Raw genomic sequence first — 17,919 nt, 5'->3', positions numbered from 1 at the left:
CTTGAAATGCAGTCTCAGGGCTGAGTTGCAGGCTGCGCCGGAGCATTGCTGTTGAGTTGAGCCGGCGCCGGACCGCCCTGGTTGCCGTCGGGCGCGGTGTTGCCTCCCGGCATATCTTGCATGTTGTGCGTGTCGTGGTTGGTCGACTGCGGCTGGTCCACGCTTTGTCTCGGTTCGGGCACACGGGAGGGTTCGCCGCTGGCCGGCACGGTGGCGCCAAGCCTTTCTCCCAAGGCATGGCGATTGTCATGCTCCAGACGCGCCCGGTTTTCCTGGCTCTCGGTCCCGCCGCCGCCCATCATGTCGACATGCATCATCTCATCCATGCACATCTTGCCGGGTATGGCGCACATGTTGAGCACGGCCCTGTAGAGCCCGTCCTCGACATTGGCGTAATAGCGCACCGGCTCCTTGGCGCTCGGCTTTTCGAGCTTCAGGTAGGCGTCGCGATTGAGTGCGGTGCCGTTCTGCTTGACGCGGGCGATCCACTGGTCGAAGCTCGCCTGGTCGACGCCATGGAACTTGAAGCGCATATGCGAAAAACCGTCGCCGCTATAGTTCGACGAAAGGCCCTCGTATTCGCCCGCCCTGTTGATGACGGCATGCAGCTTCGTCTCCATGCCCGGCATGGCATAGATCATCCCGGCCAGCGCCGGCACATAGAAGGAGTTCATCACCGAGGAGGCGGTGATCTTGAAGTTGATCGGCACGTCGACGGGCGCCGCCATCTCGTTGACGGTGGCGATGCCGTATTCCGGATAGAAGAACAGCCATTTCCAGTCGAGCGCCACGACTTCCACGGTGATAGGCTTCACCTCGGCGGACACGGCGCGTTGGGCATCGATCCGGTCGAGCGGCCGGTAGGGGTCGAGCTTATGGGTGCTCATCCAGGTGACGGCGCCGAGCGCGATGATGATGGCGAGTGGTGCCGACCAGATGATGACTTCGAGCCGCGTCGAATGGTGCCATTCGGGATCATAGGGCGCATTGGTGTTCGAGCCGCGATAACGCCAGGCGAAGAACAGCGTGAGGAAGATCACCGGCACGATGATGATCAGCATCAGCACCGTGGCGACGATGATCAGGTTTGCCTGCTGTCGGGCAATATCGCCGGAAGGCGACATCACGACCAGGTTACATCCGGAAAGCCCTAAAAGGGTGAAGAGAGCGAACAACCGTGCGACGATTTTCAACTGAGGGGTCATCTCGGGCTCGAATTTGTGTTTTGTCTAGTTCGGAATAGTCAGGTTCCTGCATGGGCTGGAATGAGGTCGTTCGTCGCAGTGCAGCAATCTGTCGCAGTGCAGCAAAAAACCGCATGGTCTTCCGAGCCGTTTTGCTGCACCAACCTGCACGCTCAGTTTCCGCATTCGCCAATCGGAAATCTAGGACAGCCTGAGGGGGCGACCAGAGGGTGTGGATGAGAAGACGGTGCGGTCCGTCGCATATGTCAGGTTTTTTTAGTCTTGTTCCTTGATCTCGACGGCATGTTGATCAACATCTCGAGGACGAGGCGAACTATGCCAGGAGGAATTCATGACCACGGTCGTCAATCCCGCGTCAACAGGCCCGACATCGTCCGGCCTCGAAAGGGACGCCCGCCGCATTCATGACGACGGGCCGATCTCGCCGGGCAGCATCGCGCTTGGTGTGATCATCGGTCGCATGTCGGAATTCTTCGACTTCTTCGTCTACGGGCTGGGCTCCGTCCTCGTTTTTCCGAAGCTGATCTTTCCGTTTGCGCCGACCCCGGTCGCCGCGACCCTGATGTCGTTCGCGATCTTCCCGCTCGCCTTCATGGCGCGACCCGTCGGATCGTTCGTGTTCATGTGGATCGACCGCAATTATGGGCGCGGCACCAAGCTGACGATCGCGCTGTTCCTGCTCGGCGGATCGACGGCTTCGATCGCCTTCCTGCCCGGCTACGACACGATCGGCTACTGGGCCGTGGCATTGCTCGCGCTGTTCCGCATGGGGCAGGGTTTTGCGCTCGGCGGCGCCTGGGACGGGCTCGCATCGCTCCTGAACCTCAATGCGCCGCCCAACCGACGCGGCTGGTATGCGATGATCCCGCAGCTCGGCGCACCGATCGGTTTTGCGCTGGCGAGCATCCTGTTCGGTTACTTTGTCGCCAATCTCTCGGAAGCGGATTTCATCGCCTGGGGTTGGCGTTATCCGTTCTTCGTGGCGTTTGCGATCAATGTCGTGGCGCTGTTTGCCCGCCTGCGCATCGTCGCCAGCAAGGAATTCGGCTCGGCGCTCGAAGCCAACGAGCTGCAGGCCCGACCGATCTTCGAAATGCTGAGCAAGCATGCCCATGACGTCGTGCTCGGCGCGTTTGTGCCGCTGGCAAGCTTCGCCATGTTCCATCTGGTGACGATCTTCCCGTTGAGCTGGGTGACGCTCTATGGCGGGCAGTCGGCGGCAGAATTCCTGTTCGTGCAGGTGATCGGTGCTGCGGTCGGCATCGTCGGCATCATCCTGTCCGGCCTGATCGCCGACCGCATCGGCCGCCGCAGCCAGCTGATGATCGGCGCGGTGATCATCGCGATCTTCTCGTTCTCGGCACCCTTCCTGCTCGATGCGGGCGGCAAGGGGCAGGATGCCTTCATCATCATCGGCTTCGGGATCCTTGGCCTCTCGTTCGGCCAGGCCTCCGGCGCCGTCTCCTCGCGCTTCGGGCAATATTACCGCTATACCGGTGCGGCACTCACCTCCGACCTCGCATGGCTGATCGGTGCCGGCTTCGCACCGCTGGTGGCCCTCGGCCTCGCCAGCAGCTTCGGCATCATCTTCATCGGCGGATATCTGATCTCGGGCGCAATCTGCACGATCGCAGCGCTCAGCCTCAGCCGGGTCCTGGACCAGAGCGGCGAGCCCGGGCAGCGGTAAAAGAGAAACGAAAAAAGCCGGGCGGGCCCGGCTTTTTTGTATGCGTATCTTGCGGAATCCGTCGCGCTATCAAGCAGCCTTCTTGGCAAGCGTCGGCCGCGTCGCAGCGGCCTTTTCCACCATCGCCGTCACTTCCGCACGGCGCGCGCCCGTCAGCGGCATGCGCGGCATGCGGACGCGCTCAGAACCGCGGCCCATGATCTGCTCGGCGAGCTTGATCGACTGGACGAGGTCGTGCTCGGCATCGAGATGCAGCAACGGCATGAACCAGCGATAGATGGCGCGGGCCTCGACCCAGTCACCGCGATTGGCGGCGGCCACGAGGGCGACGGATTCCTGCGGGAAGGCGCTGGTGAGGCCGGAGACCCAGCCCTTGGCGCCGAGCATCAGGCCTTCGAGCGCCACGTCGTCGAGGCCGGCGAAGATGTCGAAGCGGTCACCGAAGGTGTTGATCAGGTCGGTGAAGCGGCGCGGATCCGGTGCGCTTTCCTTGACGGCCTTGATGTTCGGCACGTCTTCGAGCTGGCGCAATACGTCGGCGCCGATGTTGACGCGATAGGCTGGCGGGTTGTTGTAGAGCATGATCGGCAGCGAGGTGGCGGCGGCGACCGTCTTGAAATGGGCGACCAGTTCTTCAGGCTTAGGCACATAAACCATGGCCGGCAGCAGCATCAGGCCGTCGGCGCCGAGCTTTTCGGCATCCTGGGCATAGGCGACGGCGCGGCGGGTGTCGAATTCGGACACGCCGGTCACGACCGGCACCCGGCCGTTCACCACTTCGACGGCGGCCTTGAGGATGGTGCGCTTTTCTTCCGGGTCAAGCGAGTTGTTCTCGCCGCATGTGCCCATGACGATCAGGCCGTTGACGCCGTCATTGACGAGCGCGTCCTGCACCCCTTGGGTCGCCTTGAGGTCGATCGAGAAGTCTTCGTTGAATTGTGTCGTCACTGCGGGGAAAACGCCGCTCCAGCCTGTGGTCATGAAATGCACTCCTCTGGTTGATGGGTGATAATATGCGCGGGCGCGCCGATATCTGTCACGCGAAGGGCTCGGTCGGGCCTTTCGACGGCTGGGTGAACCATTGCGGCCCGGTTTCGGTCATGTGGATATGGTCTTCGAGACGGATGCCGAAGCGGTCCGGGAAAACGATCATCGGTTCGTTGGAGAAACACATGCCCGGTTCGAGCACGGTCGCGTTGCCGCGCACCAGGTAGGGTTCCTCATGAATTTCGAGGCCCAGGCCGTGGCCGGCGCGATGCGGCAGGCCGGGAAGGAGGTAATCCGGGCCGAGTCCGTGGCTGGCAAGAACCTTGCGGGCGGCGTCATCGAGGCTGCCGCAGGTGGCGCCGAGGCGGGCGGCCTCGAAGACGGCCTGTTCCGCTTCCCGCTCGATCGCCCAGGCCCTGGCGAATTCCGGGGTCGGCTCTTCCAGTACATAGGTACGGGTGAGATCGGAATGATAACCGTCGAGCCGGCAGCCGGTATCGACCAGCACCACGTCGCCGGGCGCATAGGCCTGCTCGCCGTCGGCGCCGTGGGGGAGGGAGGTCGCGACCCCGAAGGAGACGATGCAGAAGCTCGAACCGCCTGTTGCCCCAAGCGCACGATGCTGCTCGTCGATATGGCGGACCACATCGGAGGCAGGCACACCCGGCTTGATGAAGGCATGGGCGCGGCGATGCACTTCCAGCGTCAGGTTCATCGCATGCTGGATGAGGTCGATCTCGGCCTTCGACTTCCGAAGCCTGAGATCGCGGATCAGCCGGCCGCCATCGGCAAGCCGTTCCGTGCCGAAAACGGCGGCTAGCTGATGGTAGACGAACAGCGGCAGCGCGTCGTCGAGCGCAAGCTTCACATTGGAAGGCAGAAGCGAGGCGACCAGCGCGGCACTCGTTTCATCCTCCTGCCAGGCGGCGATCTCGCCCGGCAGATGGGGCAAGCTCTCGACGCGGCTCTGTTCGAAACCCGGCACGATATAGGTTACCGATTTCGGCGTCACCAGCGCGCCGAGCAGCCGTTCGCTCTGGTGCCAGACGAGGCCGGTGAAATAACGCAGGCTCTCGCTGGCGCCGAGCAGGATGCCGCCCAGCCCCTTGTCGTCCAGCGACGCCTGCAGCCGTACAAGGCGCTGCCGCCGTTCGTCGTCGGTAATCTTGGGGACGGGGTGAGACCAGACCATGTCCGCTTCCTTTCGATGTCGCTCGGGTTATATCGCGCTGTAGTCAGTTTGTCGACAGCGATATTTGGCACCTGCAGCCGACCTGCATTCCGCCGTCGTCAATGTCAGCGAAACCGGCTGATGCTATAGGGTTCGATATCGAGGGCAGGCTTCCGGCGTGCGGCGATATCGGCGACCAGCCGGCCGGTCGCGGCCGACTGGGTGAGGCCGAGATGCCCGTGGCCGAAGGCGTAGATGATTGCAGGCGTTGCGCTCGATGGGCCGATCACCGGTAGGCAATCCGGCATGGAGGGACGAAAACCCATCCACTGGCGGCCGCCATCGGTCTTCAGGTCGGGCAGGAAGCTTTTTGCCTTTTTCAGCATCGCCTCCGAGCGCTTGTAGTTCGGCGCCAGTGTCAGCCCGCCGAGCTCGACCGCGCCTCCGACGCGGATGCCGGAGGAAAGCGGCGTCACCACGAAGCCGTGGTCGTTGAAATAAAGTTGGCGATGCAGCGGGAAGGCCCCTTGCGGCAGCGTCGTATTATAGCCGCGCTCGGTTTCGAGCGGCGCATGATCGCCGAGGCCGGTTACGATCTTCTTCGACCAGGCGCCGCCGGCCAGTACGACGGTCTTCGCGTCGAAGATGGCGCCATCCGCCAGGATGACCCTGGCGCCATCGTTTATCGGCTCGATGCGGATGACTTCACCGATCCTCAGCGATGCGCCACGGGACATGGCGTTGCTGAAGAGAGCCTGGGTGAATTCCAGCGGGTCGGAGACCTGCAGGCCGGAAGGGGTGAAGATGCCGTGCCGGAACTGCGGCGCAAGGCCCGGCTGCAGGGCATCGATCTCATTGCGGCCGACTTTCTGGAATTCAAAACCCGCCTTGCGTTTCGCCTGCCAGTCGTCAGCCGCGGCATTGAGGCTCGCCTCGCTGTCGTAGAGGTCGAGCGTGCCCGTCTGTTTGACCATCGCCCGAAGGCCGGTGCGTTCGACCGTTTGCAGCATTTCGCTGCGCGCCATCGGCATCATCCTTGCCTGTACGCCGACCGTGCGCTCATAGGCAGGCCGAGCGCTGGCCCGCCACAGTCGCCACAGCCACGGCACCATGTTGAGTGCATAGGACGGCGGCAGGCTGAGGGGACCGAGCGGATCAAGCAGCCATTTCGGCGCCTTCCACATCATGCCGGGTGCGGCGATCGGGATGATTTCCGGAAAGGCGAGAATGCCGGCATTGCCGCTGCTTGCACCCCGGGCCACCTCCCCGCGCTCGATGATCAGCACCGAGCGGCCGTCTTCCAGCAGGTAATGCGCCGACATCGCGCCGATTATGCCCGAGCCGATGACGACGGCGTCGACCGAAGAGGAATTCATGATTGGTGTCCTGTGAAGGGAATGCGGAAAGTGAGGTCAGGAGACGGCGAGATCGATCGGATGGCCGAGATCGCGGGCGATATAATCCTGGATCTGCCGGACGATCTGTTCCGCATGCTTGATGGCGAGCCTGTCGGACCGCTCGATGTCGCGCGCTTCGATCGCGGCGATCATCTCCTCGTGTTCGTCGACATATTGGCGCGGCAGCCGATCGTCGAAGGTACGATAATAGAGGCGCAGGATGCGGCGGCCCTCGTCGAGCAGCCGGGCGAAGAAGGTGGTGTAATAGGTGTTGCCGGCGAGTTCAGCGATCGCCACGTGGAATTCCCGGTTCGCCTCGATCATCGCGAAGGCGTCGTGGGCGGCAACCGCTGCGGCGAACTCCGCCTGCCGCATGCGGATCTCGCCCATCGCCTGCGGCGTCGCGCGCATGGCGGCACCGCGGGTGGTGACGCGGTACATCAGCGTCAGGGCATCGAAATAGGGAGGCAGCGAGGCGAAATCGATCGTCGCGACGATGGTGTTGCGGTTCGGCAGCGTGGTGACGAGGCCATCGGCGGAAAGCCGCAACAATGCTTCGCGGATCGGGGTGCGCGACATGCCGAAACGCTCCGACAACCGGACCTCGTCGAGCGGACTGCCGGGGGCCAAGGTCATGGCGAGAATTTCCCCGCGCAGGATCGTATAAACGCTCTGCGTCCCGGAGCCACGCGGGCGGGGGATATCCGTTTCTGCAGGTTCGTTCGTCGCCATCATTTAACCGTTCTGCGTCGCAAGCCAATGCGGCAGGACAATTGCACACGTATTGTCGACAGGAAAGCCCACAAGGTGGCAGAACGGATTTGGTGCGGTTTTATCGAGTCGAAGCCTCAGTCGTGGCGATGATCCGCGCTGCGGCCAGCCTGCCGGCGACGATCGCGCCGTCGACATAGCCCGGATAGGACGGGGAGAGTTCCGACGACGCGAAATGGACAGGGGGCACGCCTTCGTTGATGATGTCCTCCGCATATCGGGCATCGAGATCGATGATAACGTCGCTGTAGGCACCGCCGCTCCAGGGATCGTCGACCCAGTCGCGGACATGGATGTCGCGCGGATTGCCGCCTTCGGGGCCAAAAGCTGCGCTTAGCTGCTCGCGGATGAACCCGGTGAACTCCTCGCGGGGCCGCCCATGCCATTGCTGCGCCTCCGGCCCGCCGACGAAGACGATGAGGCCGGCATAGTCATCGTGGCTGGCATCGCAGGCATAGAGGCCCTGGGGTTCGTGCCACATGACGGCGCCGGAAAGCCCGCGCTCGCGCCAGAACGGCTTGTCGTAGCTGACCTGCAGCTTGATCGAAAGTCCGGGCGCCCAGGCGGAAAGCGCCTCCTGCAGCCGGTCGGGAAGTGCGGGCGAAAACGGAAGCCGGCGGATCATCACCGGCGGCAGCGCCAAGATGACGCGTTTCGCGAAGAACCGCCCATCGCCGGCGATGACGGTGACGCTGGTGTCGGAATATTCTATCCCGGTCGCCGGGGTGCCGAGGCGCAGCCGGTCGCCGAGCCTAGCCGCCAGCTGGTCGGCCAGTGCGTGCAGCGTGCCGGGCAGGAACATTTCCATTTCCGAATAGGTATTGGTGATGCGCCGGTCGTTAGAGGCGAGCCAGGTGAAGGCGACCTCCTCCGGCGCGCGGCACCAGAGGCCCTTGATCAGCCGCAGGAAACTTTTCCGCACGTCGGCCGGCACGTCGTCCTGCCGGGCCACCCAATCGGCCACCGTCAGTTTCGCGAGATCCGGATCATCCGGATCGGTGGCGATCATCCGGTCGCGGAGCGCGTCGACCCCCTGCCAGCGCGCATAACCCTGCTGCGGCGGGACCGGCGGCCGGTAGATGGTCTCGCCATCATAGTGCGTCATGACCGGGGTCTTTCCGTTTTCCGCGATGAGCGCTATCAGCTCGCTCATGTCACGGCAGAAGAATTGCCCGCCGGTGTCGATCCGGGTGCCGTCCGGCAGCGTCTCGGACTCGACCTTGCCGCCGACCCTGTCGCGCGCTTCGAGCAGCAGCACGTCGAGCCCTGCCTCGATAAGCTCCAGCGCGGCGCTCAGGCCCGTAAACCCCGCGCCGACGACGATGGCATCCCGCTCAGGCATTCTTTTCTCCGACGATCTTCCTGCCTTTGCCATTACCGCAAGCGTTCGGGCACGTCTATGACGCTGGAGGGGAGTGGCCGGAATCATGCCGCCCCCAGGAATCGTGCCTGAGGGCGGCAAATTGGTATCAGTCGAGCGGCAGGATCAGCACGTCGCGAGCCGGCACCTCGATCTTGCCACCGTCATGGGCGTGTCCGATCGGCCAGACCGCCTTGCCGGCGGCGAGCCGGCCATGGCCTTCGGCGAGCTTGACCTCGGTCGCCTGCGCCAAGCGGCTCGGGTTGACGAGCCAGAGGAAGCTGCCTTTTTCGCCCTTGTGGATACGCGCGAACAGCGCCTTGTTCGACAGGGCCGCATGCGGCGCGCAGCCGCTCCAGCGCAGCAATTCGGCAAAGAAAGCGCCGTTCGCCTTGCCCTGCGACTTGTAATAGGCGACCGACGGATTGGTGCCGATCAGCAGCGTCCGGCCCTTGCCATAAGCGTTCTCGACCACGGCAAGCCGCCCGTCGTCGAAGTTGCCGCGCGCGGTGCCGCCGGCAAGCACATAGGATTGCAGGAAACCGCCGCCATCGACCGCCGTTGCGTCGAGCTTAAAATGGATGCGGTCGCCGATATCCGGCATGAACTCGACCTGATCCTCGCAAGCGCCAAAAACCTTGTCGAGGCCCATGTTCGGCTGAACCTGGCCGACATGGCCGCGGTCGCCGAAATAACCGGGGCAGGCCTCGGCGATCAGCGTGCCGCCATTTTCCACCCAGGCGGCGAGGCGTTTTGCCTGCTCGGCGGTGAACATGATCGGATAGGGGAAATAGAGGCGGTCATAGGCGTCGATATCGTCGATATGCACCCAGTCCGGCTGGACGCCGTTTTCGAGGAAGGCGCGATAGGCCCCCCACATGGCTTCCGGATAGGGTTTTTCCTTGCGGTCGTAATTCAGCAGGTAATCCCATTCCTGCGTCTCGGGAACGACCAGGATGCCGATTTCGCCGCGCACCGGCTTTGCCTCCCAGAGAGCGGCCTGTGCCGGGTCGTTTGCCCATTTCGCCATGTCGCTCTGCAGCTTCGAGCGCGGCGTGCGTGCGCCGTCCATGCCGTAGGCGCCGAAAGCGCCGAAGAGCGGGCCGTCGAGCAGTGGCCGCCAGCGCAGGTTCAGCACGCCGCGGGCGCCGCCCGCAAACGACGTCATGCTCCACAGGCGGATATCCTCGGGCTCGGCGACGCGGCCGTCATCCTTGTCGCGGCCGATCACCTGCGGCTGCAGCCACAGCGGTCCGCCCTGGCGCTCTGCGTGCCAGAAGGGTTTTCCACGGGCGGCTGCGCGGTTGATATCGACGCCGTACCAGTTCTTCCAGGCTTCCGTACCCTTGCGTGCCTGGATCCAGGTGAAGCCATAGATCTCGACCTTGGAGGCGGCCAGCCAGTCATCGCAGCCGTTCGCGGCCATGTTGGGGATGGCACCGGAAATGCCGTGGGCGGCGATGGTGTTTTTCGGATCGACGGCGCGGATCGTGTCGATGCGCCATTGCATCTGGTCGTAGAAATTGTCGCGCTTGAACTGCAGCCAGTCTATGCATTCCGGATAGGGCGCCATGTGGACCGGCGGCTCGACATCCTCCCATTCCGCATAGCTGTAGCGGTGCCAGGCCTTGGCGAGCACTTTCAGCGTGCCGTATTTCTTCTCCAGCCATGTGCGGAAGGCCGATTTGGCGTAGCTGCTGTAATCGACATCGGCGGAATAGTTGCACTCGTTCCAGACGTCGTAGCCGTAGATTGCCGGATGGTCCTTGTAGCGGGTGGCGAGCGCGGTGAGGAACCGGCCGGCCGCTTCCTTCACTTCCGGGCAGTTGAGCGTCAGCGCGCCGGCGCCGCCGCCATTGTTGGAAAAGCCGCCGGTTGCGGCCGAGACGCCCATATAGGAGCCGAGCTTGGTGCCGTCGGCATTGACCTGCAGCGCATCGGCATATTTGCGCACTGCCCAGTCGGGCACCGCATGGATGAGCTCGGCGATGACCGTCTTGATGCCGTTTTGGGCGGCTAAATCCATCTGCCGGTCGTATTCCTCCCAGTCATAGACGCCGGGCGCGGTTTCGATCGCGCTCCACATGAACCAGTGGCGGAAGATGTTGAGGCCGTCTTCGCCTGCCGTCGTGTAGTCGCGCTCCCAGTCCTCGCGGGGCGGATTGGACTTGCGGAAATAGACGGCGCCGTAGGGGAATTGGATATCGTTTTTGAGCATGGTCCTGTCCTTCTTCATCGATGTTCGGACATGGCTCCGCCCTCCGGAGAAAGGCTCCGGTTTGGAAATGGCGTAGATGGTGTCCGGTTAGGTCCGAAAAGCGTTGATCTTAGCGCGGCCCTCCGCCGAGATGGGGCTTCATCCACCCAAGGCCTTCGCTGGTGCCGGCCTTCGGCCTGTATTCGCAGCCGACCCAGCCGTCGTAACCGAGGCGGTCGAGTTCGCGGAGTATGAAATCGTAGTTGATCTCGCCGGTGCCCGGCTCGTTGCGGCCGGGATTGTCGGCGATCTGAACATGGGCGATCCTGTCTTTCAGGCGCGCGAAGGTCGGGATCAGATCGCCCTGCATGACCTGCATGTGGTAGAAATCGTACTGGATGTAGAGATTGTCGGAGCCGACCCTGTCGAGGATGCGTTCCGCATGATCGGTCGTCGACAGGAAGAAGCCGGGAATGTCGCGCAGGTTGATCGGCTCGATCAGCAGCCTGACGCCGGCATCGGCACAGCGCGGTGCGGCGTATTTCAGGTTGTCGACCAACACTTTTTCCAGAGTCTCGACATCAGCCCCCTTCGCCACAAGGCCGGAGATGACGTTCACCTGGCGGCAATCGAGCGCCTTGGCGTAGTCGAGCGCCAGGGCGACGCCGTCGCGGAATTCCTGGATGCGGTCCGGCAGGCAGGCAATGCCGCGCTCGCCGCCGGCCCAGTCTCCCGAAGGCACGTTGAAGAGCGCCTGGACGAGGCCGCCCGCCTTCAATGCATCGACGACCTTTTCCTTCGGCTCGGCATAGGGGCCGAGATATTCGAGCCCGCCGAAACCGTCCTTCGCGGCGGCCGCGAAGCGATCGAGGAAGGGCAGGTCCTGGTAGAGGAAGGAGAGATTGGCGGAGAATTTCGGCACTGGCGCTGTCCTTTAGAGAACGGGTGCGACGAAGCGGTGCCGGTGCAGCATGCGCTTGTCGCGAGGGTCGGGATTGGGAACGGCGGAAATCAGGCTCCTGGTATAGGCCTCCTGTGGCGCCGTGCAGATCTGCTCGGCCTCGCCGAGCTCGACGATCTTGCCGCGATGCATGACGGCGACGCGGTCGCAGAAATAACGCACCACCGAAATGTCGTGCGAGATGAAGATGAAGCTGAGGTTCAGCCGCTGGCGGATATCGAGCAGCAGGTCGAGGATCTGGCTGCGGATCGACACGTCGAGCGCCGACGTCGCCTCGTCGGCGATGATGATGCGTGGATCGAGCGCCAGCGCCCGGGCAATGCCGATGCGTTGCCGCTGGCCGCCGGAAAAGGCATGCGGATAACGTTCCATGCCCATCGGATCGAGCCCGACGAGGCGCATCAGTTCGGCGACGCGTTCCTCGAGCGCCTTGCCCTTGGCGAGACCGTTGATGATCAGCGGGTCACCGATCACTTCCTTGACCGTCATCCGCGGGTTGAGCGAGGCGAACGGATCCTGGAAGACGAGGCGGACCTCCCGGTGGAAGCCGCGCAGCTCCTTCTTGGTCAGGCGGGTGACCTCGACCTCGCTGCCATCCTTGTTGTGGTAGACCACGCTGCCCGTCGTCGGCTCGACGGTGCGCAGGATCAGCCGGCCGAGCGTCGTCTTGCCCGAGCCGCTTTCGCCGACGATGCCGAGGTTTTCGCCGGGATAGAGATCGAAATTGGCGTCGTCGACGGCGCGCAACGAACTTGTCTTGCCGTGCCAGCCGAACGTCTTGCCGAGATTGCGGACCGAAAGGATCGGCCGCAGCGGCTGCGACGACAGGGCCACCGCCGGCACCCTGCTTTCGACATGCCGGGTGAGCTTCACCGTCGAGGCGAGAAGCTGGCGGGTATAGGGATGCTGTGCGTCATGGTAGATCGCGTCGACCGGCCCGCGCTCGACGATATGACCGAAGCGCATGACCGCGACGTCGTCCGCCACTTCGGCGACGATGCCCATGTCGTGGGTGATCAGCAGCATCGCCATGCCGCGCTCCACCTGCAGCCGTTTGATCAGGTCGAGGATTTCGGCCTGGGTGGTGACGTCCAGCGCCGTGGTCGGCTCGTCGGCGATCAGGATATCGGGATTGCCGGCGAGCGCCATGGCGATCATCGCCCGCTGGCGCATGCCGCCGGAAAATTCGAACGTGTAGCGGTCCGCCATCTGGTCCGGATTGGGGATTTCCACCTGGCGCAGCAATTCGACCGTTTTCGCCCGCGCGGCGCGTTTGTCGAGATCGCTGTGCAGGCGAACGGCTTCGGTGATCTGCGAGCCGATCGTGTGGACCGGCGACAGCGAACTCATCGGTTCCTGAAAGATCAGGCCGATCCTGCGGCCGCGGATGGCGCGCATGGCCTGGCCATCCGGATCGAGCCTGGCGATGTTGGTGACCGCGCCGGCGTTGCGCAAAAGGATGCGCCCGCCGACGATGCTGCCGGGCCTGTCGACGATCTGCAGCAAGGAACGGGCAGTGACGCTCTTGCCCGAGCCGCTTTCGCCGACGAGGCAGAGTGTCTGGCCGCGCTTCAGCTCGAAGCTGACATTCTCGACCGCATGCAGGATATGGGTTCTCAACCGGAAATCGATCGAGAGGTTCTCGACGGAGAGGACGACGTCTTCGGCGGGATCGGTCATGGTTACCTCCTCAATTGTCATAAGGGTCGGCGGCATCGCGAAGGCCGTCGCCGAAGAAATTGAAGGACAGCACGGCAACGATCACCGCGAGCGAGGGCCAGATCAGCAGCCATGGCGCGGTTGCCACCGTTCGGATGTTCTGGGCGTCCTGCAACAGCACGCCCCAGCTGACGACCGGCGGTTTCAGGCCGATGCCGAGGAAGGAAAGCGAGGTTTCGGCAACGATCATGGTCGGCACGGCAAGCGTCACGACGGCAAGGATATGGCTCGTCAGCGACGGCAGGATATGGCGGAAGATCAGCCGCTTTTCACTCGAACCGTCGAGCATGGCAGCGGTGACGAAATCCTCGCTGCGAAGGGCGAGGAAACGGCCGCGCACCTCGCGCGCGAGACTGGTCCAGCCGAGCAGCGATACGATGATGGTGATGACGAAATAGACGTTGACCGGCGACCATGTGAGTGGGATCGCCGCTGCGAGGCCGAGCCATAATGGGATGGTCGGCATGGCGCTGACGACCTCGATCATGCGCTGGATCACCGTATCGACCCAGCCGCCGTAAAAGCCCGATATCGAGCCGAGCACGACGCCGAGGACGAGAGACATGACGACGCCAACGAGACCGATCGACATGGAAATCCGGGTGCCGTAGACCAGCCGCGAGAAGACGTCGCGCCCGAGGCGGTCGGCGCCGAGCAGATACATCGGATCGTTCGGATTGATCGGGCCGATCAGGTGGCGATCCATCGGGATCAGCCCCCAGAGTTCATAGCGCGGGCCTTTGACGAACAGGCCGACCGGCACGACCTTGGTATCGTCGACGACGAAGGTGCGGCGCAGCGCCACCTTTTCGATCTCGACCTTGTAGCCCTTCACATGGAAATTGAACTCCGAACTGCCGTCCGGCTTGGTGACGAAGAAGCTCAAGCCCTGCGGCGGCGCATAGGTATATTGCGGCCGAGAGGTCGAAGGCAGGCTGGGCGCCAGGAATTCGGCAAACAGGCCGATCAGATAAAGCATCAGGATGACCATGCCGGCAAACATCGCCACCTTCTGGCGGACCAGCTTGCCCGCGATCAGCTTCCAGGGGCCGACGGTTGCGGTCGAAACGGTCTTGCCGGCTTTGAGCGGACTGATCGAAGGGCCGTCGGCGACGGTGTGGACAGGGCCGGAATAGGTTCCGAATGTCTCGTGCGTGCTCATGCCGCCTCCCTCAATTGAACCGGATGCGCGGATCGAGCAGCGCCAGCAGCAGATCCGATAGCAGCATGCCGACAAGGGTGAGGGCACTCAAAAGCAGGATGAAACTGCCGGCGAGATACATGTCCTGCGACACCAGAGCCCGGAACAGCAGCGGGCCGGCGGTCGGCAGGTTGAGCACGATGGCGGTGATCGTCACGCCGGAGACCAGATGCGGCAGCACCCAGCCGATCGCCGAGACGAACGGGTTGAGGGCGATGCGCACCGGATATTTGAGGATGACCTTGTATTCCGGCAGGCCCTTGGCGCGGGCGGTGATCACATAGGGCTTGTGCAGTTCGTCGGTCAGGTTGGCGCGCAGGACGCGGATCAGCGCCGCCGTCCCTGAGGCGCCGATGATGATGATCGGGATCCACAGATGGGCGAGGAAATCGCCGACCTTGGCAAGGCTCCAGGGGGCCTCGGCAAATTCAGGAGAGTTGAGGCCGCCGACGCTCTGGCCGAGATAGCGGTAGGCGAAATACATCAGCACCAGCGCCAGGATGAAGTTCGGCACGGCAAGCCCGATGAAGCCGAAGAAGGTGAAGACGTGGTCGCTGATCGAATGGCGGCGGACGGCGGAATAGATGCCGATCGGCAGTGCGACGATCCACACGAAGAGCAGGCTCAAAAGCGAGATGACCAGCGTCGAACCCATCCGGCCCCAGATGAGGCCGGAGACGGGCTGGTTCCATTCGAACGAATAACCGAAGTCGCCGCGGCTGACGATGCCCCAGATCCATTTGAGATACTGGATGTAGAAGGGGTCGTCGAAGCCGTAGATTTCCTTCAGCCGCTCGATCTGGGCCGGATCGACCGCCTGGCCGCTGTCGCTCATCGTGGCGATCATCGACGTCAGGTAGTCACCCGGCGGCAGCTGGATGATCAGGAACGATATCAGCGACATGCCGAACAGGGTCGGGATCATGTAGAGCACGCGCTTGAAGATGTAGCCAAGCATCGGAATAGTTCTCCTCCCGTTGAAGGCACCGCGCAGGCGCCACCTTCGGATCTCCATCCGCTACCGGCCCTTTGAGGCCGGCAACGCTCCTCCATTTTAGGCTCCCACCCTATTTCCAGGTGAGATGCAGTACCTCCAGCCGCTCTATTCCCGGCACGTCCACCTCCGCGCGTCCATCCTTCACGCTGAAGCTTGCCGCCCGGTCTGCAACGACGAGCCAGGCTTTCGCCACCGACTTGCCTTCTGGAACTTCCACCGAAACGGTCTGGGCCGCCAGGGGGTAATTTTCGCGTATCGGGCCTTTCATCATCATCGGATTGGTAAGGTTGAAGAGGCTGAGCGCGATCCCCTCGGCGTTTTCCCTGAGCGCGAGGTCAATGACGCCCGGGCCTTTGACGGTGACGCGCGGGGTGTTGCCGAGCGCCCAGTGGACGGCGTTGGACAGAAGCCGGGCGTGATCGACGGCAAACACTTCCCAGAAGATTTCGCCGATATTCCAGGGAATATAGACCGTGCGGCCACCCCTGCCGGTTTCGCAGGCGACGACGGCCGCCCCTTCCGGGTCTTTACGCGGATAGACTTCCTCCATCGGCAGATCCGGGAAGTCGGGCACGTACAGGAAAGGTGTTTCAGCGCCCGCCGCAGGCTCGACATGGATCAGCCTTGTGCCGCCCATGATCCGCTCGGCGCCGTCAAAGCCCTTGTTGACCGGGTGGTCGCCGGACAGTGCCACATAGGTGTTCTTGACGATGCCGCGCGGGCCGGAGACGAATTTCGCCCCAAGCACGTCCGACAGGCCGAATTCGGGCCGGGTCTTGCCGAATTCGTCGCGAAGCGAGGTCTCGTAGGAGGCAACGATGCTGCCGCCGCGCGCTACATAGGCGCGGATCGCCTCGTTCTGCGCATCCGAGAGGCAGGAGGCATTGGCAAGGATGATCACCTTGAAGCGGTCGAGATTATCCCTGATGAGCACCTGATCGGACAGGAGTTCAAAGGGCAGGCGTGCCTCGACCAGGGCGTGATAGACGCCGAGATCGTGTTTCTCCGCGGCGTGGCGTTCTTCCGGCGCCCAGTGGCGCAAGGTCGTCGATGGGTCGATCACGGCGATTTCCGCGGTCGGCGTCATGCTTTCGAGCACCGGCTCGACGGCCGACTGCAGCACGAAAGCCTCGGCAACCGGCTCCACCCAGCGTTTGTCGGGCACCACGCCGTTGAATTTCGTGAACCAGGCGAAAAGCCCATGGGCCGTGCCGTTGTTGATCCACAGCTGCATTTCCTCGCCGGAGGTCACCGCATCCTTCCAGCGGTATTCCTCCTCCGGACCGATCGAGGTGATCAGCACGACGGGGCGATCGGCGAAGGTCGCGCGGATGCGCTTGCCGTTGCGGCCGGCCGACCAGCCGAGCTCCAGCCCCTTGCGACCCTGGTGGTCGACGACGAGGAAGGGGCAATGTTTGGTGATGACGGAGAGATCGAACTCCATCAGCGACGCGCCGCTCATGTTGGGAATGAAGCTCGCATGCGGCCGGATGGCTTTGACCGCATCGTCCCACTGGGCGATCATATCGGTCAGCACCCGGCGGCGCCATTGCAGCCAGGCCTGCCAGGCCGGGTCCTCGGCATCCGCCTTCTTGGGCAGGGCGTAGCCGGACATGTCCTTGAAGCGGCGGGCGCTGTCATCGCTGTAGTCGACACCGTGGCCCTGCCAGCGATTGGCGAAGATCGCGTCGATATCGTATTCGCGGACGATCTCCTTCACCACCTCCGGCATGAACACCGAGTTGTAGTCGCCATAGGCGTTGGCGACCCAGACATCCGGATAGGCCCAGTGGCGGCGCGGCGTGCCGTCGGCATTGATCATCACCCATTCCGGATGAGCCTTGGCCGCATCGTCGTGGATGGCATGCGGATCGACGCGGGCCATGACATGCATGTCGAGCTTGCGGGCCGCATCGACGAGCGCGCCGAAGATGTCCTTGTCGCCCAGATATTGGCTGACGTAGTGATACGGAACCTTGCTTGGATAGTAGGCGATGTAACCGCCGGCGCTGAGGCAGACTGCGTTGGATTTCGTGCGCTTGAAGACGTCGATCCAGAAGGCGGGGTCGTATTTGTCCGGATCGTCCTCGACGAAGGTCAACTGGGTCCAGCGCGTCGCGGTCCTGAACCAGTCCGGGGTCCGCAAGGTATCGGTGTTCTGTCGTCTCGCCTCAAGCATGATAGCGTCCAATCATCGGAAAAGGGGTACCCTCGGCGCCGGCCGGGTGAGACCGGCGCCCGGAAAACATCGGAATGTGCGAGGTCG

At 63.3% G+C, this 17,919-nt stretch carries 13 protein-coding genes; 1 reads left to right on the top strand and 12 read right to left on the bottom strand.

Annotation, left to right across the window (positions count from 1 at the left end; all coding sequences use genetic code 11):
- Positions 1–14 precede the first annotated feature (14 nt).
- Positions 15–1,205 carry a ubiquinol oxidase subunit II gene (gene cyoA, locus ACZ9IU_RS29525; protein WP_040124292.1) on the bottom strand — a complete coding sequence of 397 codons (1,191 nt, stop codon included), beginning with the start codon at positions 1,203–1,205 and terminating at the stop codon, positions 15–17.
- A gap of 331 nt (positions 1,206–1,536) precedes the next feature.
- Between cyoA and ACZ9IU_RS29520 the strand changes: the two genes are divergently transcribed.
- Positions 1,537–2,892 (top strand): MFS transporter, encoded by a 1,356-nt coding sequence (locus ACZ9IU_RS29520; RefSeq protein WP_040124294.1) that lies wholly within the window; start codon positions 1,537–1,539, stop codon positions 2,890–2,892.
- Positions 2,893–2,961: 69 nt separating this feature from the next.
- Here the strand turns inward: ACZ9IU_RS29520 and ACZ9IU_RS29515 are convergent, their stop codons facing one another.
- The 11 genes from ACZ9IU_RS29515 to ACZ9IU_RS29465 form a co-directional block, all read right to left on the bottom strand.
- A complete protein-coding gene (locus tag ACZ9IU_RS29515) occupies positions 2,962–3,873 on the bottom strand; it encodes a dihydrodipicolinate synthase family protein (protein ID WP_040124296.1) in 912 nt (303 codons plus the stop codon).
- A 55-nt stretch (positions 3,874–3,928) separates the two neighbouring features.
- Positions 3,929–5,071: a M24 family metallopeptidase gene (locus tag ACZ9IU_RS29510; RefSeq protein WP_040124297.1), complete on the bottom strand. Its 1,143-nt coding sequence runs from the start codon at positions 5,069–5,071 to the stop codon at positions 3,929–3,931.
- A gap of 104 nt (positions 5,072–5,175) precedes the next feature.
- Positions 5,176–6,426, bottom strand: coding sequence for an NAD(P)/FAD-dependent oxidoreductase (locus ACZ9IU_RS29505; protein WP_040124299.1), 1,251 nt, complete (start codon positions 6,424–6,426; stop codon positions 5,176–5,178).
- Positions 6,427–6,462: 36 nt separating this feature from the next.
- The gene (locus tag ACZ9IU_RS29500; protein WP_040125703.1) at positions 6,463–7,179 is read right to left on the bottom strand and encodes a GntR family transcriptional regulator; all 717 of its coding nucleotides are present in this window, start codon (positions 7,177–7,179) and stop codon (positions 6,463–6,465) included.
- A gap of 100 nt (positions 7,180–7,279) precedes the next feature.
- Positions 7,280–8,593 carry an FAD-dependent oxidoreductase gene (locus ACZ9IU_RS29495; RefSeq protein ID WP_051900322.1) on the bottom strand — a complete coding sequence of 438 codons (1,314 nt, stop codon included), beginning with the start codon at positions 8,591–8,593 and terminating at the stop codon, positions 7,280–7,282.
- A gap of 94 nt (positions 8,594–8,687) precedes the next feature.
- Entirely contained in the window at positions 8,688–10,796 is a 2,109-nt protein-coding gene (locus ACZ9IU_RS29490) for a beta-galactosidase (RefSeq protein ID WP_040125704.1), read from the bottom strand.
- 109 nt (positions 10,797–10,905) lie between these two features.
- Positions 10,906–11,697 carry a 2-oxo-tetronate isomerase gene (gene otnI, locus ACZ9IU_RS29485; protein ID WP_040124302.1) on the bottom strand — a complete coding sequence of 264 codons (792 nt, stop codon included), beginning with the start codon at positions 11,695–11,697 and terminating at the stop codon, positions 10,906–10,908.
- 12 nt (positions 11,698–11,709) lie between these two features.
- Positions 11,710–13,416 carry an ABC transporter ATP-binding protein gene (locus ACZ9IU_RS29480; RefSeq protein ID WP_040124303.1) on the bottom strand — a complete coding sequence of 569 codons (1,707 nt, stop codon included), beginning with the start codon at positions 13,414–13,416 and terminating at the stop codon, positions 11,710–11,712.
- Positions 13,417–13,426: 10 nt separating this feature from the next.
- A complete protein-coding gene (locus ACZ9IU_RS29475) occupies positions 13,427–14,617 on the bottom strand; it encodes an ABC transporter permease (RefSeq protein ID WP_040124305.1) in 1,191 nt (396 codons plus the stop codon).
- 10 nt (positions 14,618–14,627) lie between these two features.
- Positions 14,628–15,614 carry an ABC transporter permease gene (locus tag ACZ9IU_RS29470; RefSeq protein ID WP_040124307.1) on the bottom strand — a complete coding sequence of 329 codons (987 nt, stop codon included), beginning with the start codon at positions 15,612–15,614 and terminating at the stop codon, positions 14,628–14,630.
- Between the two features lie 109 nt (positions 15,615–15,723).
- Positions 15,724–17,832 carry an alpha-amylase family protein gene (locus tag ACZ9IU_RS29465; RefSeq protein ID WP_040124308.1) on the bottom strand — a complete coding sequence of 703 codons (2,109 nt, stop codon included), beginning with the start codon at positions 17,830–17,832 and terminating at the stop codon, positions 15,724–15,726.
- Positions 17,833–17,919: the final 87 nt, after the last annotated feature.

It is taken from the genome of Mesorhizobium sp. USDA 4132 (genome assembly GCF_056279545.1).
The sequence above is the reverse complement of the archived record's forward strand: the minus strand, read 5'-3'. Positions and strand labels throughout refer to the sequence as shown.

Bases quoted from the DNA above. Each gene is read 5' to 3' on its own strand.
- ACZ9IU_RS29515 (WP_040124296.1), bottom strand. From the start codon at position 3,873: ATGACCACAGGCTGGAGCGGCGTTTTCCCCGCAGTGACGACACAATTC.
- ACZ9IU_RS29510 (WP_040124297.1), bottom strand. From the start codon at position 5,071: ATGGTCTGGTCTCACCCCGTCCCCAAGATTACCGACGACGAACGGCGG.
- ACZ9IU_RS29495 (WP_051900322.1), bottom strand. From the start codon at position 8,593: ATGGCAAAGGCAGGAAGATCGTCGGAGAAAAGAATGCCTGAGCGGGAT.
- ACZ9IU_RS29465 (WP_040124308.1), bottom strand. From the start codon at position 17,832: ATGCTTGAGGCGAGACGACAGAACACCGATACCTTGCGGACCCCGGAC.
- cyoA (WP_040124292.1), bottom strand. From the start codon at position 1,205: ATGACCCCTCAGTTGAAAATCGTCGCACGGTTGTTCGCTCTCTTCACC.
- ACZ9IU_RS29470 (WP_040124307.1), bottom strand. From the start codon at position 15,614: ATGCTTGGCTACATCTTCAAGCGCGTGCTCTACATGATCCCGACCCTG.
- ACZ9IU_RS29505 (WP_040124299.1), bottom strand. From the start codon at position 6,426: ATGAATTCCTCTTCGGTCGACGCCGTCGTCATCGGCTCGGGCATAATC.
- ACZ9IU_RS29520 (WP_040124294.1), top strand. From the start codon at position 1,537: ATGACCACGGTCGTCAATCCCGCGTCAACAGGCCCGACATCGTCCGGC.
- ACZ9IU_RS29480 (WP_040124303.1), bottom strand. From the start codon at position 13,416: ATGACCGATCCCGCCGAAGACGTCGTCCTCTCCGTCGAGAACCTCTCG.
- ACZ9IU_RS29490 (WP_040125704.1), bottom strand. From the start codon at position 10,796: ATGCTCAAAAACGATATCCAATTCCCCTACGGCGCCGTCTATTTCCGC.
- ACZ9IU_RS29500 (WP_040125703.1), bottom strand. From the start codon at position 7,179: ATGGCGACGAACGAACCTGCAGAAACGGATATCCCCCGCCCGCGTGGC.
- ACZ9IU_RS29475 (WP_040124305.1), bottom strand. From the start codon at position 14,617: ATGAGCACGCACGAGACATTCGGAACCTATTCCGGCCCTGTCCACACC.